This is a genomic window from Rhizobium sp. CCGE531 (genome assembly GCF_003627795.1).
Lineage (GTDB): Bacteria > Pseudomonadota > Alphaproteobacteria > Rhizobiales > Rhizobiaceae > Rhizobium.
On sequence record NZ_CP032684.1, the window covers coordinates 3,335,673 to 3,351,388 of the forward strand.

Here is a 15,716-nt window from a genome sequence, read left to right on the forward strand (position 1 = left end):
TTCGTCGCATGGGGGGATTTGTTGATGAGTGTAGAAGACGATAGTGATCGCTATCGCGCGCCGGCCTTGGACAAGGGGCTCGATATTCTGGAATTGCTGGCAAGGATCGATGGTGGCCTGACGCAGGCGGAAATCGCCAAGGCGCTCAACAAGAGCCCCAACGAATTCTATCGCATGCTCGATCGCCTTGTGCGGCGTGGCTATGTGCAGCGGCAGGATGGCGATCGCTTCTATCTGACATTGAAGCTCTTCGGCCTGGCGCATTATCATGCGCCGGTGCGCCGCCTCGTTTCCTTCGCAACGCCGCTGATGCGTGAATTCTCCAATCGTGCCGAGCAGGCCTGCCATCTGGCGATCTACGACCGCGGCTCGGTGGTCGTCATCGCCCAGCAGGATTCGCCAACCTATTGGGGCATCTCCATCCGCGTCGGCGCGCAGATCAATCTCTACAATACCGGCTCCGGGCATATTCTCCTGGCGTTCCGGGATGAAAAGCAGCGCCGGATGATGATCAACGAGCAGAGGCGCCAGCAGGATCAGGAGGCCGAAGAACCGCCTGCGGATCTGGAGGAGAAGCTGCGGGCAATCCGCGAAAAGGGCTTCGAAACCATGGACAGCCTGCAGACGAGTGGCGTGCGCAATATATCGGCGCCGGTTCTGGCCATGGACGGCAATGGGCTTGCCGCTCTCACCTGCCCCTATATCGAGCCGGTCAACTCCAAGGCGCCGAGTTACGATCAAGTCATCGAATATGTGCGGGAAGCGGCAAAGGAGATCTCCGAAACCGTGGCCGGCACGGTCGACAACGCCGAGCTATAATTTTTATTTGAATAAACTATTCTTATGTGAGTATATACTGAGCAAGCGGTATGGGAGGGAATACCATGCTTTTCGACAGTCATTTGCACATCGTGGATCGGAAAAAGCTCGCTTATCCCTGGCTGGCCGGGGCGGGTGCGCTCAATCGCGACAGCCTCTACGAGGACTATGCGCGCGAGGCCAAGCGCCTCGGGATCACCGATACGCTTCACATGGAAGTCGATGTCTCCGAAGAGGATATCGAGCGGGAAACCGATTACGTCAAAGGTCTGAGCCGTGAGCCCGGCAGCCTGCTGCGCGGCGCCATCGCCGCCTGCCGCCCCGAAAGCGCTGACTTTCCCGCCTATCTCGAACGCGCGCTCGCCGATCCTTTCGTCAAAGGTTTCCGCCGTGTGCTGCATGTGGTGCCTGATAATGTCTCCGAGGGCGCCCTCTTCCGCGAGAACCTGAAGCGGCTCAGCGGCACGCGGCTCACCTTCGATCTTTGCGTGCTGCCGCATCAGATTTCGAAGGCGATCGCGCTGATCGACCTCAACCCGAACGTCCGGTTCATACTCGACCATTGCGGCGTGCCCGCGGTGAAGGATGGATTGAGCGAAAGCTGGTCGGCCGGGATTACCGAAGTCGCGAAGCGGCCGAATGTCACCGTGAAGATATCAGGCGTTGTCGCCTATGCCGATCCCGATAATTGGTCGCCGGAAACCCTGCGTCCTTTCGTCGAACATTGCATCGCAAGCTTCGGTTGGGATCGTGTCATCTGGGGCAGCGACTGGCCGGTCTGCACGCTCGGCGGCAACCTCTCCACCTGGGTCGCCGCCACCCACGCGCTGATGCAGGGCGTAAGCACAGACGAACGCAACGGCCTCTACCAGCTCAATGCAAAGCGCCTCTGGTCTCTCTGAGGCCGGAGGTTCCATCGAAAGACAATGCCATGACCGCCACTGTCGGCGTATCCAGCACCCATCCGAAAACCATGCCGGCCGATCACGCTGAAATTCCCGTCTGGAATGCGGAAAACTGGTTCTACGAGGATTTCGAGGTCGGCCACAAGATCCGCTCGCTGCGCCGCACGATCTCCGAAGGCGAGTCCCAGCAGTTCAACGCGCTGGTGCTCGACATGCATCCTTACGTCAGCGACCAGATCTTCGCCGAAACAGAGGGCCTGTTCGGCAAGCGGCTTGTCGCCGGCGCCTTCGTCTTTTCCGCCGGTCTCGGGCTCGTCGCCACCAACTGCGTCAACGCCTTTTCCTATGGCTACGACAGACTGCGCTTCATCAAGCCCACCTTCATCGGCGAGACGATTTACACCATCCGCACCAACCTGGATAAGCAGCCGAAATATGCCGAGCTTGGCCTGATCCGCTCTTCCTACGAAGTCTTCAAGGGCGAAGGCGAACTGGTGCTCTATTGCGAGCATATCCAAACGGTGCGCTACAAGAACGGCCGGCCGGCGGACGCGCCGCCGCTGAAAGCCTGACATGGACAACGACCACGAAGAAGGCCTGCTATCCGGCATTATCGTGCTGGATATGAGCCAGTTTCTTGCCGGCCCGATGGCCGCTTTGCGGCTCGGCGATCTCGGCGCCCGCATCATCAAGATCGAGCGGCCCGATGGCGGCGATCTCTGCCGCCGGCTCTATCTCAGCGACACCGAGATCGGCGGCGATTCCACGCTGTTTCATGCCATCAACCGCGGCAAGGAGAGCTTTGCCGTCAACATGAAGGACAAAGACGACCTTCAGGAACTGCGTGCGCTGATCGCCAAGGCCGACGTCGTGATCCAGAACTTCCGCCCCGGCGTCATAGAAAGGCTTGGTCTCGACTATGCCTCCGTTGCCGCGATCAATCCCCGCATCGTCTATGGCAGCATCACCGGATACGGCCCCGACAATGAATGGCGCCACTTGCCCGGACAGGATCTGCTGGCCCAGGCGCGCTCCGGCGCCATGTGGCTGAACGGCGAGGCCGATGACGGGCCTGTGCCTTTCGGGCTCGCCGTCGCCGACATACTGGCCGGCAACCTCCTCGTTCAGGCAATCCTTGCCGGCCTCGTGCGGCGCGGCGTGACCGGACGTGGCGTGCATGTGGAAACGAGCCTGCTGGAAGCGATGGTCGATTTCCAGTTCGAAGTGCTGACCACCCATCTGAACGACGGCGGTCGCCTGCCCAAGAAATCCGCCGTGCGCAATGCCCACGCCTATCTCGCTGCCCCCTACGGCGTCTATCGCTGCGCCGATGGCTGGCTGGCGCTGGCGATGATGCCGCTGGCGAAGCTCGCACCACTGCTCGATCTGCCCGCGCTTGCCGACTACACGCCTGATGATGCCTTTCTGTTTCGCGACGAGATCAAGAGCGGGATCGCGAGCCGCCTGCAGGAAAAGACGGCTCAGCAATGGCTCGCCATCCTGGAGCTGGCCGATATCTGGGCGGCGGAAGTGCTGGATTGGCCGAAGCTGCTGCAAAGCGCCGCCTTTCGCCAGCTCGACATGCTGCAGACGGTGACACGTGACGACGGCACCTCCGTGCGCACGACGGCAAGCCCGATCCGGGTCAATGGCGTCCGAGCCAAGAATGGGTTAGCGGCGCCGACGATCGGTGGTCAGTCGGATAAGGTCAGGGCGGAGTTTATTCTGTAAGATTTTCCCCAAGCCTGCCATCTACCGAGCCCGAGATACCCCCCTCTGTCACTGTCGTGACATCTCCCCCACAAGGGGGGAGATTGGTAACTCGCGGCACCCATTCGCCTCAAACGAACATCCAATCTGTTGAAATTGCAGTTTGTCTGTTTGAAGGGAGCGAGCGTCAAACTCCCAACGATCTCCCCCTTGTGGGGGAGATGTCACGACAGTGACAGAGGGGGGTATCGCGGGTGCGGCAGGTTCGCCCTATCGTTTAAAATATAAAAGAGGCACCGCATCGCTGCGGCACCCCCCTCAACTCGAATGCTCCTCTCCGGGGAGAGAAGCAACCTCGCCTTAAGCGGCAGCGAGCTGCAGTTCCTTGCTGACCATGGTGCGCAGTGCGATCAGGTCCTTTGCGAAGGCGCGGATGCCTTCGGAGAGCTTTTCGGTCGCCATTGCGTCTTCGTTCATCATCCAGCGGAACGTCTTTTCGTCGACGGCGATCTTGCCGGCGGGGCCCTTGTTCTCCGGCGAGAGCTTGCGCTCCAGCTTGCCTTCGTCCTTGGAAAGCTCGTCGAGCAGGTTCGGGCTGATCGTCAGGCGGTCGCAACCGGCCAGCGCTTCGATTTCGCCGACGTTGCGGAAGGAGGCGCCCATGACGATCGTCTTGATGTCGTTGGCCTTGTAGTAGTGGTAGATGTCGCGAACCGAGACGACGCCCGGATCTTCCTCGGCCGTGTAGTCCTTGCCGGTCGACTTCTTGTACCAGTCGAGGATGCGGCCGACGAAGGGCGAGATCAGGAATGCCTTGGCGTCGGCGCAGGCGATGGCCTGGGCCTTGCTGAAGAGCAGCGTCAGATTGCAGTCGATGCCTTCCTTCTGCAGCACTTCGGCGGCACGGATGCCTTCCCACGTGGAAGCAAGCTTGATCAGGATGCGGTCGCGCTCGATGCCGCGCTCCTTGTAGGAAGCGATGATCGCGCGGGCCTTAGCCAGCGACGCTTCGGTATTGAAGGACAGATCGGCGTCGACTTCGGTCGAAACACGGCCCGGGACGAGGCCGGAGAGCGCGGCACCGACGGAAATCGCCAGACGGTCGGCAACGGCGGCGGCGACGGCTTCCGGCGCTCCGCCCTGCTTCTTGCCCCAGGAAACGGCTTCCTTGATCGCATCGGCGAACATCGGCGTGCCGAGCGCCTTCAGCACGATGGTCGGGTTGGTGGTGCAATCCACCGGCTTCAGGCGAGCGACTGCCTCGATATCGCCGGTATCGGCCACGACCGTCGTCATGGCGCGGAGTTGATCAAGCTTGGAAGTCATAACAGGTATCCTTGTTGAATGAGGCCCATTTGGATGGGAGATATCCGGCAGCAGATCCGGTCTTTTCGTCGGACGGACTTGAAGGCGTCAGGGATGCAGCCTTCCTTCTCCTATGTTTCTGTAACGGGATAAAAAGCGCGAAAGTTCCATTTCCGGTGAACGGCCGAACGATGAGGAGACAACCTTCCGAAAACAGGCTTTTCGCCGGCACCGGGCGCCCTATATGGCTCCCTGTCCGGTCTGGCACTTGCTCGGAGCAGCACTCGCACATTGTCCTCCTCGATTGGACAAGACCGAATTCCTCATCGCCGACTATCAGCAATCTCGCACGGAAAAGTCAAGGACATTTGTGCAATTCGATTGACATAAGTTTCATGTCATAGAATATCGGCAGCAGAAGAGCCGATCTCGCCTGCTCCTGTCATCCGCCATAACAATAATTCGCATCCTGAGCGGATCATGACGTTAAACGGCGCATGCGACAATCCCGCCGGAGGACCTGTGGCCAAACTGAGACGCGGAACCCATACCGCCTATTCGGAGACCTCGTCCCTGAGGCTTCGCGCCGCATGGCTCTATTACAATCAGGGCCTGACGCAGAAGGACGTTGCCGAACAGCTCGGCATCAGCCGCACCACCGTCATCCGTTTGCTGGACGAGGCGATGCGCCGCGCCGAAGTGCAGATCTGGATCACGGAAGGCATCGATGACTGCGTCGAGCTGGCGATCAAGCTCGAGCGCATCTACGGGCTCGACGAAGCGATCGTGGTTCCCGAGCCTGCCGGCGGCAATGTGAGCGCCCAGGCAAAGAGCGTCGGCCTGGCGCTCGGCCAGTTCCTGACGGAGGCCATTCCCGACAATTATACGATCGGCGTCGGCTGGGGCCGAACGATGACGGCCTCGCTCGCAAGCTTCCGCCCTCCTCGCCGCGACAACTGCAAGGTGGTCTCCCTGCTCGGCGGCATCGTCGCCGTGCACCAGACCAATCCGATCGACTATACGTGGCGCCTGGCGAGCCAGCTCGGCGCGGAATGCTACATGTTCCTGGCGCCGCTTCTTGTCGACTCCGTCGAGACCAAGCGCAACCTCATCGAAAAATGCGGCCTCGAAGCAATCTACAGGCTGGCGGAGAACCTCGACCTCGCCATTGTCAGCTGCGGCGACATCGGCCCGCAATCGACTTCGCTGTCGGAAGGCTTCATTTCGAAGCGCGAGCTGGAAGAGCTGATCGAGGCCGGCTGTGTCTGCGACACGATGTTCAATTTCCTCGACGCCGAGGGCAATTCCGTCGATCACCCTATCAACAAGCGCGTCATGTCCGTCGATCTCGATACGCTGAAAAAGGCAAAGCACATCGTGATCTCCTCCGGCGGCGCCCATCGCGCCCAGGCGATCAGCGCCACCATCAAGCGCATCGGCTGCAACACGCTGATCACGGATGAAAGTGCTGCCAAGGCACTGCTGCAGATGGCTATGGCGAAGGCGGCTTGAAATATGGACCTGCCGGTCTGACCGAGGGGCCGCCTCGTGGTTCGAGGCCCTGCCGCCTACGCTGCGGCTTCGACGTCAGGGCACCTCACCATGAGGCGGAGAGAGTTGTCGGCCAGGCGCAAATGATCAGACCTCATGGTGAGGCGCGGAGGTCCGCAGGACTGAAGCCTCGAACCACGAGGGCGGGTGATTAGCGGAGTAGCTTTTCAAGCGTGCGCAAACCGCGCAAACCCTCAAGCATCCCCCGCTTCCCATCCCAATATCGCGCGCTTGCGCGTCAGCCCCCAGTGATAACCCGTGAGCTGGCCGTTCTTGCCGAGCGCGCGATGGCACGGCACGACGAAGGAGATCGGGTTGCGGCCGACGGCCGCGCCGACGGCTCGCATCGCCGTCGGCTGGCCGATATCCCTGGCGATGTCGGAATAGGTCACGGCGCGGCCCATCGGGATCTTCAACAGGCTCTCCCAGACGCGAAGCTGGAAATCCGAGCCGATCAGCACGACCCGCAGCGGCTCGTCGCTCGACCAGTTCGAGCGCTCGAAGATGCGGGCCGCATAGGGTGCGGTCGCATGCGGATCCTCGATGAACTCAGCATTCGGCCAGCGGCAGGTCATGTCTGCCAGGCACGCCTTTTCATTGCCGGAATCGCTGAAGGCGAGGCCGGCAAGGCCGCGATCCGTGACCATGATCAGGGCGAGGCCGAAGGGGGAGATGTGAAACGCATAACGCATCACCAGGCCGCTGCCCCTGGCCTTCCATTCGCCCGGAGACATAGCCTCATGCGTGACGAAAAGATCGTGCAGACGGCTGGGGCCGGACAAGCCGACCTCGAAGGAGGTCTCCAGGAGCGGCAGATCCTCCTTGCGCAGAAGCCGCTTGGCGTGATCCAGCGTGACGGCCTGAAGGAATGCCTTGGGCGACAGCCCGGCCCAGCGCGTGAACGTCTTCTGCAATTGGGTCGGCGACTGGCCGAGCCGTTCGGCCAGCATCTCCAGCGACGGCTGGTCGCGATATTCCTCGGTGATGAGCTCGATGACCTCCCGCACGGTCTCGTAGTCCTGACCTTCCGGGGTGATGTCTTTCTTCAGCTGTGCAATCGCATTCATGATCTTTCTCCTTGGAAAGGAGAAAACCATGGCAAGAGGGCTAAAACCACCCGTTTCTTGCGCAAATGGCCTCTCTGCGAAAATGTGATACGGCGGATATCGAACTATCAATTCATATTCTCTGCGTGACCGTCGCCAGCGCTCGCTTGAAGGCCTTGGCGAAGCTCTCGCGATCCTCCGGATTGAGGAAGGAGCCGACATCGGTGTCGTGGCTCCTGTCGCGGACGTGCATCGACACGACCCCGATCTCGCGATGGCGGCGAACGAGGAAGCGCGTCCAGAACGGGTTGAAATCGTGCTCCACCATCCGCCCGGTCGGCGAGAACTTGCGGATGGAAACATTGGTGCGCGACACGGTGACTTCTTCCCGCACGCGGCCCGAACGGTAATTCAGCCAGAAGGCGCCGTAGAGCAGAACGAGATCGCCGCCGAAGAAGATGCCGATCGGCCAGGCTCCACGGCTGATGAACAGGACGCTGTAGACCAGACAGAAGATGCCCGCCAAGGCCAGCATGACCCTAAACCCCTTTCGCCCCAGCGAGCGATGAGGGAACAATTCGGCAGCGAAGACCGGCCTGTTGCCGTCTGCCGCCGTATCGGCGTTGCGTTCCGTCATAGGAGTTGAGTATAGGTCGTTCATGGCAAATCCCAAGATCAGATCCAGCGCCCAAACCGCGAAAAAGTCAAATGCGACCGCAGGCCGCAAGCCGACCGGAAAGAGCCTCTATTCCAAGGCCGACCTGGAAGAGATCTTCCGCCGCTTCTCCATCCAGCGGCCGGAGCCGAAGGGCGAGCTGGAGCACGTCAATCCCTTCACGCTTGTTGTCGCCGTGGCGCTATCGGCGCAGGCGACCGACGCCGGCGTCAACAAGGCGACGCGCGCCCTCTTCGCCGTCGCCGATACCCCGCGAAAGATGCTCGATCTCGGCGAGGAGCGCATCCGCGAATACATCAAGACGATCGGCCTTTACCGCAACAAGGCGAAGAACGTCGTCGCCCTGTCTGAAAAGCTGATCACGGATTTCGGCGGCGAAGTGCCGCGAACGCGCGAAGAGCTGATGACCTTGCCGGGCGTCGGCCGCAAAACCGCGAACGTCGTGCTGTCCATGGCTTTCGGCCAAGCGACGATGGCCGTCGACACGCACATCTTCCGCATCGCCAACCGGTTGCTGCTGGCGCCGGGCAAGACGCCTGATGAAGTCGAACAGCGGCTGATGAAGATCATCCCCGATCAATATCTCTATCATGCGCATCATTGGCTGATCCTGCACGGGCGCTATTGCTGCAAGGCGCGCAAACCGGAATGCGAACGCTGCGTCATTGCCGACCTCTGTCGCTCGCCGGAAAAGACCTGGGATATCCCCGCCCCTCTGGTCGAACTGCCGGCTCAGATCATCGGCGCGGAAGCGGCAGGCTAGAGCAAATCCAGGAAAAGTGCGTAGCGGTTTTCCGTCCGGAATCGCGAGACAACAAAGAGATAGAGCGGCTCAGCTATTCCGTGAAAAGCTGAGCCGCTCTAGGCCTGTCTTAGCCGCACGCTCGTCTCCTTATGCGAGATCAGCTTGTGCAGATGCACCATCATGCCCGCGGCAAACAGCGGCGTCAGCAGGTTGAGAAACGGGATCGCCAGAAAGGCCGCGATCACCAGGCCGGCGAGGAAGACTGTGAAGGCGTGCTTGACGCGGAACTTGCGCGCCTCGTCCGGCGAGCGAAAGCGCATGGCGGCGAATTCGAAAAACTCCCGACCGAGCAGATAGCCGTTCACCAGGAAGAAGGCGACGAGATTGACGCCCGGAATGAACAGCAGAAACAGCGCCACGATATTGCCGACGATGACGACGCCGAGAAACCGTACGGAGCTTTTCATCGCCGCGGCGATCGGCATCGCCGTTCCGGGCGCATCGCCCGGATAGTCGCGCCGTTCCACCACCTCGGCGACATCATCGAGAAAGAGGCCCGCGATCAATGCCGTCACCGGCGAGATCAACAGCGCCATCGCCAGGGCCAGGACAATGCCGGCAAAGATGGCAAGGAAGAGCGCAAGCCAGCTCGTCCAGTCCGCTGTCGATGGCATGAAGCCTTGCAGCCAGGGCAGGACGAAAGAGTTGAACACGCCGCGCAGCGCAAACCAGAGTGCTACCAGCGCCAGCAAAGTCAGGCCCAGAACCTTCCAGAAAACCTTGCGCGTCTCCGGCGCAAAGAGATTGGTAAGGGAAAGACGTGCGGCAAGGATAATCATTCGGTCGACCTCTTTTGGTGGCAGATGAACACCTAGGACGTGGTTGCACCGATATCAATATCTCGCGTCGGTATATGAATGTGTTCAATTAAAAATTTGAATTATTGTAATATATTTTACACTAATATATTCTGTTCGCCACATTAAGAACAACAATCGAAACAAGACCGACCGCTCGATTAGATTTGAATGAGCGATTGAACCAGGAAATGGCGCAGCCGAACATCGGAAAGACCATCGACGAGGCATAAAAATTTGGAAGACCTTAGCCAGAAACTTAGACAATATATCAAGATCGGCACGCCAGCCGAGCGAAGAATTGCTAAGTATTTCTCAGAGCATCTGAATGAACTACCGTTCGAAACGGCTTCCTCGGTCGCCGACAGGCTGGAGCTGAGCCCGATGACGGTAGGACGGTTCCTGCGGTCTCTCGGTTATCATGGTCTGGATGGGATCAAGGTGCATCTCAAGGAAAATGCGCCCACGTTTACGTCACCGTTGCCTAACATTCTCGAGCAGCTTCAGAAAGACGCCAGCGAAGGTCGTCCGCTTGCGACCCAGATCGCCGAACAGGTCGAAATGCTGCAGCATATCTACAACCTCGCCAGCCAGCCGCAGTGGCGGGAGGCGGCCACGACCATCCTGTCTGCTGGCAATGTCTTCGTCGCCGCCCATCCCAGCCTCGCGGGAATTGGGCGCCACTTCTGCGACCGCCTGACCTTTGCCCGCGATCAGGTCCTGTTTCTCGACGGAGCCAATGGCAGCTATATCGAACTGTTCGGCGAGCGGTCCGAAGACGGACTGTTTGTCATCATCGATTCGCCGCGCTTCGTTTCGTCTCGCCTGCTGGCCCGCTCCGCGCGCCGGTCCGGATGCAAGGTGCTGCTGGTAACAGGTCAATTTACCGAATGGGCGCATGAATTCGCAAACATCACGCTGTCACTGCCGCCGCAGCGGGCCAATAGCCGCGAAAACCTCGCGGCCATAATGTCGCTGCTAGAATATCTGGCCGTAACCGTCATTCAGGCCGCCGGCGAGACAGCCGAAACCAGAATTCGCCGCATAGAAGAACTTCAGGGCATGTTCGCCCACGCGCCGCTCCGGTAAGCGCCCTACTCCATGGCGTCCAATTCGGCGCGATGCCGGTACATGGCAAGGAAGCGGCGATAATCGCGATCGTAGAACGCCTTCTTTTCTGGGTTCGGCAGCCGCTCGTGACCGCCCGGATACATCGCGACGCCGGCCGCGCCCAGGCTTTCATGCAGGCCGCAGGAGACGGAAGCGGCGATCGCCGTGCCCAGCAGCACCGTCTCGTTCATCTTCGGGATCACGACCTTGCAGCCGGTCACGTCGGAATAGAGCTCCATAAGCAGCGAATTCTTCACGTGGCCGCCGGCCACATGCAGCGTGTCGGGCACATAGCCGTAATCCCGCATTCGCTCCAGGATGTGACGGATGCCGAGCGCAATGCCGACGCTCGTTCGCCAGTAGAGCCGGCAGAGACCGTCAAAGGAAGCATCCAGCGTCATGCCGCTGATGACGCCCAATGCATGCGGATCGGCAAGCGGTGAGCGGTTGCCGTGAAAATCGGGCAGAATATGGATGCGTCCGCCGAGAGAATCGCCTTCGGCAAGCCGTAATTCCGCGATCCGCCGGACGATGCGGTCATGCAATGCCGCCGTCGGGGACCCGCCGGCCGCATGCATGCTGACGATATGATCGAGCAGCGCACCCGTTGCCGACTGTCCGGCTTCGGCAAGCCACATGCCCGGAAAGACGGCCTCGTAATAAGGGCCCCACATGCCCGTGCTGCGCTTGCGCTCGCGCGCAAAGGAAACGACACAGCTCGAGGTCCCGGCAATCAGCGCCAGTTGATGTTCCAGCATGCCGGTATCACCGGCATGGGCGGCAAGCGCACCCAGCGCGCCGGCATAGGCATCGATCATGCCCGCGCCGACATGGCAGGCGCGACCAAGCCCCAGCGCGTCGGCGGCCTCGGCCGTCAATGTGCCGATACTCCTGCCAACGGCAACGCTCTCTTCGGGCAGGCTACCGCGCTCGCGCAGGTCGCCAAGGCCGATCACATTGAGAAAATCGGCCTGCCAGCCTGGCTCGCGATGCGCGAGATAGTTCCATTTCGCCACCAGGGTGGAGCGCGACCGGGCAAGCGAACCGGTTGCCTTCCACGTCATAAAATCGGCAAGGTCGAAGAAATAACCGGCCTCAGCCCAGCTTTCCGGCAGGTTCTCCTTCAGCCACATCAGCTTGGGCATTTCCATTTCCGGCGACATGAACTCGCCGGAATAATCCAGAACCTCGTGCTTCGTCGCCGTGCAATAATCCGCCTCGGCAAGCGCGCGGTGATCGAGCCAGACGATGGTGTCGAACCGCTTCTCGCCATCCGTGGAAACGGTGAGCTGCGCGCCATCGCGATCGCGCACGACCAATGAGCAGGTCGCATCGAAACCGATCGCGCCGATGACGGACGCATCGACGCCGGACGCCTTCACCGCCGCGCGAACGGCTGCACAGACGGATGCCCATATATCTTCGGAATCATGCTCGGCGTGGTTTTCACGCGGACGATTCATCTGGATCGGATGTTCGCCTTTTCCCAGCAGTGAGCCGCTCGCCGTGAAGACACCGGCGCGCGCGCTGCCTGTGCCGATATCGACCGCAACCACGTGATCACGCATGCAAAAGAGGTCCCGACCACTTATCTCTTGTTGCGGACAAGTTGTATCAATTCCGGCATCGCGTCAAACACGACTTCCGGCGAAAGCTGCTCCAGCTCCGCCCGATAACTCGGTGAATGCGCATGCGAACCGCCAGTGAAGGCAAAGACCGTCATGCCGGCCGCGCGCGCTGCCGTGATGCCCGCCGGGCTGTCTTCCACGACGATGCAATCCTTCGGCGGCACACCCATCTTTTCAGCGGCATAAAGGAAGAGATCCGGCGCGGGCTTGCCGCGCTTGACCATGGTGGCGCTGAAGATGTTCGGCTCGAGCTTATCCAGAAGGCCGGTCACGCCGAGCGAGAGGCGGATGCGTTCCAGCTGGCTAGACGAGGCGACGCAGCGCGGAAGCTTGAGCACATCCAGCGTCGCCGCAATGCCGTCGATCGGCTTCAATTCGTGCTTGAAGCGTTCGTAGAGATCGTTGCGGATACGATCAAGGAATGGCTGGTCGATGAAGACATCGAACTCCGTCTGCATCGTGTCGACCAGTGTCGCCAGGCTCTTGCCGAGGAAGCGGCTATAGACATCCTCCTCGCTCATCTCGACGCCGACATCATGCATCGCCTGGATGAGCACGCCGACCGATAGCGGCTCGCTGTCGACAAGCACGCCGTCGCAATCGAAGATTACGAGCCCTGTTCCCTCACCCGCCATCACAGATCCAACCCGAATTCCGTTGTTGTCCCGCCTGCCTGAATTACGGGCACGGCAATGGAAAACGGCCGGAACAGGAGAAGTCCGGCCGCTCGAAAATTATTCCGCGAGTTTGTTGTCCAAGTATAGCTGCAGGGTGACGCGGGTACCCTTTTCCCACAGCGTTTTCAGTGCATGCGCGAAGCGCTTGCGGAAGAGATCCGACTTGGCGACATCGCGGAAGATGTCATCGAAGACGAGGAAGGCATTCGGATCGTCCTTGGCCTTGAGAGCGGCCTCATGCAGCCGATCGGCGCTGGCATCGTTGAAGACGATCTCCTTGCCACTGTCCGTCTTGCCGGCAAAATAACGGCACCAGAGAGCGGAAACGAGTGCGAGCCCGACAATGTCCTCGCCGCGGCTGAGCCGATCGGCCGTGGACGGCAGGATGAACTTCGGCTGGCGGTTGGAGCCGTCCTGCGCGAGGCGCGGAATGGTGTCTGCGATCTTCGGATTGGCGAAGCGCCGCTCGATCAGCTTGAAGTAATCGGCAAGCACCGTATTCGGCACCGGCGGGATCACGGGGATGATCTCATCGTTTTCAAGCTTGGCGAGGAAGGCGCGGATCAACGGCTCTTCCATGGCCTCATGCACGAAATGAATATCCATCAGCGCCGCCGGATAGGCAATCGCCGCATGGCCGCCATTGAGGATGCGGATCTTCATGTGCTCATAGGGCGTCACGTCGGGCACGAAGGTCACGCCGACCTTCTCGAGCGCTGGCCGGCCAGCCGGAAAATTGTCTTCCAGCACCCATTGCTTGAACTCTTCGCAATAGACGGGCCAGTTGTCCTCGATATCGAAGGCTTCCTTGAGAAAGTCGATCTCTCGCGTGCCCGTTGCCGGCGTGATGCGGTCGACCATGCCGTTCGGGAAGGCGACGTTTGCCGCGATCCATTCGGCAAAAGCCGGGTCGGAAAGCTTCGCCGTACCGATGACGGCGGCTTTGGTGACGCCGCCATTGTGGGGAATGTTGTCGCAGGACATGACGGTGAAGGGCTGCAGACCGGCGGCCCGGCGCGCCTTGAGGCCGGCCACGATCAGGCCGAACACCGTCTTCGGCGCATCCGGGTTCTGTCCGTCGGCAGCGATCGCCGGATGGGCAGGGTTGAACTTGCCCGAAGCATCGATGAAGTAGCCGCCCTCGGTGATCGTCATCGAGACGATGCGGATCGTCGGGTCGGCGAGCTTGGTGATGATGGCCTTGGCGTCGCCCACCGGCAGGATGTCGATCATCGGTGCGGTCACGCGCGCGGCGGTGCGATTATTGTCCTGCTCGACGACGGTCGTCAGAAAATCCTGTGCCGCAAGCTTCTCCCGCATGGCCGCATCGGACGGCAGCACGCCCGCGCCGATGATCGCCCAGTCATGAGCCTCTCCGGCATTGAAAAGATCGTCGAGATAAACCGCCTGATGGGCGCGATGGAAATTACCGACACCGAAATGCACGATGCCCGCCGAAAGCGATTTCGGATCGTAAGCAGGAATGGCCGCCTTTGCAGCCGCCTGCTGAAGAGTTGCGAGCGATAATTTGCACGTCATGTCTCTCGTCCTTCTGAAGGGTCTCTGGCGCCGGGCGGCTTGGGAAGAGCGCGCCGGCTGGTATGCTTGCCCGTCCGCGAAGATCGATGCGGGCCGGCGGAGATGCGCTGGCCGTGCCCACCCAAGCGCGCACGGCCTCGGTTTTCGGCTCAGATCGACAGCCCCTCGGCGTTGAACCGGTGAATATGCGCCTTATCCGGCGTCAGGTAGACGGTATCGCCGGCCCGGGCCGGGAAATCGCCGGAGCCGCGCGCCGTCACCGATCCGATCCCGTCGACGTCGATATGCAGGAAAGTGTCGGAGCCGAGATGCTCAGCCACCAGCACCTTGCCCTGCCAGTCGCCCGCAGTGGTCGACAGCAGGGTATGTTCCGGCCGCACGCCGATCGTGTCGCCGCCAAGGCTCTGCGCATAGGCGCCCTTGACGAAGTTCATTTTCGGCGAGCCGATGAAACCGGCGACGAAGAGATTGCGCGGGCTGCGATAGAGCTCCAGCGGCGAACCCACCTGCTCGATATTGCCGCGATTGAGCACGACGATCTTGTCCGCCATGGTCATGGCTTCGACCTGATCGTGCGTCACGTAGACCATCGTCGTTTTCAGCTGCTGGTGCAGCTCGCTGATCTCGAGACGCATGTTGACGCGCAGTGCCGCATCGAGGTTCGACAAGGGCTCATCGAAGAGGAAGGCCGCCGGTTGGCGCACGATGGCGCGGCCGATGGCGACGCGCTGGCGCTGGCCGCCGGAAAGCTGGCGCGGCTTGCGCTCCAGATAATCCGTGAGGTTCAGGACGTGCGCGGCATCCGCGACCTTCTTATCGATTTCCGCCTGCGGCATGTTCGCCATCTTCAGCGGAAAGGCGATGTTCTTGCGCACGCTCATATGCGGATAAAGCGCGTAGGACTGGAACACCATGGCAAGGCCGCGGTCGGATGGCTTCAAATTGGTGCCGTCCTTGCCGTCGATGAGGATCTGGCCGCCCGAGACATCTTCGAGGCCGGCGATCAGGCGCAGCAGCGTCGACTTGCCACAGCCGGACGGGCCGACGAACACGACGAACTCGCCATTGTCGATCTCGAGGTCGATGGAAGGGATGACCTTGGCTTCGCCGAAGACCTTGGAAACTTGCTTGAGAACAATGCTACCCAT

15 protein-coding genes are annotated in these 15,716 nt (G+C 60.7%); 7 read left to right on the forward strand and 8 right to left on the reverse strand.

Annotated features, from left to right (window positions below):
• The first annotated feature begins 24 nt into the window (after nucleotides 1–24).
• The 4 genes from CCGE531_RS16250 (at nucleotide 25) to CCGE531_RS16265 (ending at nucleotide 3,455) form a co-directional block, all read left to right on the forward strand.
• Nucleotides 25–819 carry an IclR family transcriptional regulator gene (locus tag CCGE531_RS16250; protein ID WP_120665110.1) on the forward strand — a complete coding sequence of 265 codons (795 nt, stop codon included), beginning with the start codon at nucleotides 25–27 and terminating at the stop codon, nucleotides 817–819.
• Nucleotides 820–884: 65 nt separating this feature from the next.
• Nucleotides 885–1,721, forward strand: a complete 837-nt coding sequence (locus CCGE531_RS16255; protein ID WP_120665111.1) for an amidohydrolase — start codon at nucleotides 885–887, stop codon at nucleotides 1,719–1,721.
• 29 nt (nucleotides 1,722–1,750) lie between these two features.
• On the forward strand, nucleotides 1,751–2,296 hold the full coding sequence (locus CCGE531_RS16260; RefSeq protein WP_120665112.1) for a MaoC family dehydratase: 546 nt from the start codon (nucleotides 1,751–1,753) through the stop codon (nucleotides 2,294–2,296).
• A 1-nt stretch (nucleotide 2,297) separates the two neighbouring features.
• On the forward strand, nucleotides 2,298–3,455 hold the full coding sequence (locus CCGE531_RS16265) for a CaiB/BaiF CoA-transferase family protein (protein ID WP_120665113.1): 1,158 nt from the start codon (nucleotides 2,298–2,300) through the stop codon (nucleotides 3,453–3,455).
• A 339-nt stretch (nucleotides 3,456–3,794) separates the two neighbouring features.
• On the opposite strand, the gene tal is transcribed toward CCGE531_RS16265, so the two are convergent.
• Entirely contained in the window at nucleotides 3,795–4,760 is a 966-nt protein-coding gene (gene tal / locus CCGE531_RS16270) for a transaldolase (protein ID WP_120665114.1), read from the reverse strand.
• A gap of 501 nt (nucleotides 4,761–5,261) precedes the next feature.
• On the opposite strand from tal, the gene CCGE531_RS16275 reads away from it, so the two are divergent.
• Complete coding sequence (locus CCGE531_RS16275) at nucleotides 5,262–6,251, forward strand: sugar-binding transcriptional regulator (RefSeq protein ID WP_120665115.1); 990 nt, start codon at nucleotides 5,262–5,264, stop codon at nucleotides 6,249–6,251.
• 233 nt (nucleotides 6,252–6,484) lie between these two features.
• On the opposite strand, the gene CCGE531_RS16280 is transcribed toward CCGE531_RS16275, so the two are convergent.
• Both CCGE531_RS16280 and CCGE531_RS16285 read right to left on the reverse strand, forming a co-directional pair.
• A complete protein-coding gene (locus CCGE531_RS16280) occupies nucleotides 6,485–7,357 on the reverse strand; it encodes a bifunctional helix-turn-helix domain-containing protein/methylated-DNA--[protein]-cysteine S-methyltransferase (RefSeq protein WP_120665116.1) in 873 nt (290 codons plus the stop codon).
• Between the two features lie 112 nt (nucleotides 7,358–7,469).
• On the reverse strand, nucleotides 7,470–7,973 hold the full coding sequence (locus CCGE531_RS16285; protein WP_120665117.1) for a DUF2244 domain-containing protein: 504 nt from the start codon (nucleotides 7,971–7,973) through the stop codon (nucleotides 7,470–7,472).
• Between the two features lie 22 nt (nucleotides 7,974–7,995).
• On the opposite strand from CCGE531_RS16285, the gene nth reads away from it, so the two are divergent.
• Nucleotides 7,996–8,775: an endonuclease III gene (nth, locus tag CCGE531_RS16290; RefSeq protein ID WP_205586449.1), complete on the forward strand. Its 780-nt coding sequence runs from the start codon at nucleotides 7,996–7,998 to the stop codon at nucleotides 8,773–8,775.
• A gap of 98 nt (nucleotides 8,776–8,873) precedes the next feature.
• On the opposite strand, the gene CCGE531_RS16295 is transcribed toward nth, so the two are convergent.
• On the reverse strand, nucleotides 8,874–9,596 hold the full coding sequence (locus CCGE531_RS16295) for a sulfate transporter family protein (protein ID WP_120665118.1): 723 nt from the start codon (nucleotides 9,594–9,596) through the stop codon (nucleotides 8,874–8,876).
• A 255-nt stretch (nucleotides 9,597–9,851) separates the two neighbouring features.
• On the opposite strand from CCGE531_RS16295, the gene CCGE531_RS16300 reads away from it, so the two are divergent.
• A complete protein-coding gene (locus CCGE531_RS16300; RefSeq protein ID WP_120665119.1) occupies nucleotides 9,852–10,703 on the forward strand; it encodes a MurR/RpiR family transcriptional regulator in 852 nt (283 codons plus the stop codon).
• A 5-nt stretch (nucleotides 10,704–10,708) separates the two neighbouring features.
• Here the strand turns inward: CCGE531_RS16300 and CCGE531_RS16305 are convergent, their stop codons facing one another.
• From CCGE531_RS16305 to CCGE531_RS16320, 4 genes are all read right to left on the reverse strand, one after another.
• Entirely contained in the window at nucleotides 10,709–12,292 is a 1,584-nt protein-coding gene (locus CCGE531_RS16305; RefSeq protein WP_120665120.1) for an FGGY-family carbohydrate kinase, read from the reverse strand.
• 20 nt (nucleotides 12,293–12,312) lie between these two features.
• On the reverse strand, nucleotides 12,313–12,987 hold the full coding sequence (locus CCGE531_RS16310; RefSeq protein WP_120665121.1) for an HAD family hydrolase: 675 nt from the start codon (nucleotides 12,985–12,987) through the stop codon (nucleotides 12,313–12,315).
• Nucleotides 12,988–13,086: 99 nt separating this feature from the next.
• Nucleotides 13,087–14,568 (reverse strand): mannitol dehydrogenase family protein, encoded by a 1,482-nt coding sequence (locus tag CCGE531_RS16315; RefSeq protein WP_120665122.1) that lies wholly within the window; start codon nucleotides 14,566–14,568, stop codon nucleotides 13,087–13,089.
• 149 nt (nucleotides 14,569–14,717) lie between these two features.
• Nucleotides 14,718–15,716, reverse strand: coding sequence for an ABC transporter ATP-binding protein (locus CCGE531_RS16320; RefSeq protein ID WP_120665123.1), 999 nt, complete (start codon nucleotides 15,714–15,716; stop codon nucleotides 14,718–14,720).

What these genes read in the sequence shown, in the direction of transcription:
- CCGE531_RS16250 (WP_120665110.1), top strand. Translation starts at nt 25, where the DNA reads ATGAGTGTAGAAGACGATAGTGATCGCTATCGCGCGCCGGCCTTGGAC.
- CCGE531_RS16255 (WP_120665111.1), top strand. Translation starts at nt 885, where the DNA reads ATGCTTTTCGACAGTCATTTGCACATCGTGGATCGGAAAAAGCTCGCT.
- CCGE531_RS16260 (WP_120665112.1), top strand. Translation starts at nt 1,751, where the DNA reads ATGACCGCCACTGTCGGCGTATCCAGCACCCATCCGAAAACCATGCCG.
- CCGE531_RS16265 (WP_120665113.1), top strand. Translation starts at nt 2,298, where the DNA reads ATGGACAACGACCACGAAGAAGGCCTGCTATCCGGCATTATCGTGCTG.
- tal (WP_120665114.1), bottom strand. Translation starts at nt 4,760, where the DNA reads ATGACTTCCAAGCTTGATCAACTCCGCGCCATGACGACGGTCGTGGCC.
- CCGE531_RS16280 (WP_120665116.1), bottom strand. Translation starts at nt 7,357, where the DNA reads ATGAATGCGATTGCACAGCTGAAGAAAGACATCACCCCGGAAGGTCAG.
- CCGE531_RS16285 (WP_120665117.1), bottom strand. Translation starts at nt 7,973, where the DNA reads ATGACGGAACGCAACGCCGATACGGCGGCAGACGGCAACAGGCCGGTC.
- nth (WP_205586449.1), top strand. Translation starts at nt 7,996, where the DNA reads ATGGCAAATCCCAAGATCAGATCCAGCGCCCAAACCGCGAAAAAGTCA.
- CCGE531_RS16295 (WP_120665118.1), bottom strand. Translation starts at nt 9,596, where the DNA reads ATGATTATCCTTGCCGCACGTCTTTCCCTTACCAATCTCTTTGCGCCG.
- CCGE531_RS16305 (WP_120665120.1), bottom strand. Translation starts at nt 12,292, where the DNA reads ATGCGTGATCACGTGGTTGCGGTCGATATCGGCACAGGCAGCGCGCGC.
- CCGE531_RS16310 (WP_120665121.1), bottom strand. Translation starts at nt 12,987, where the DNA reads ATGGCGGGTGAGGGAACAGGGCTCGTAATCTTCGATTGCGACGGCGTG.
- CCGE531_RS16315 (WP_120665122.1), bottom strand. Translation starts at nt 14,568, where the DNA reads ATGACGTGCAAATTATCGCTCGCAACTCTTCAGCAGGCGGCTGCAAAG.
- CCGE531_RS16320 (WP_120665123.1), bottom strand. Translation starts at nt 15,716, where the DNA reads ATGGGTAGCATTGTTCTCAAGCAAGTTTCCAAGGTCTTCGGCGAAGCC.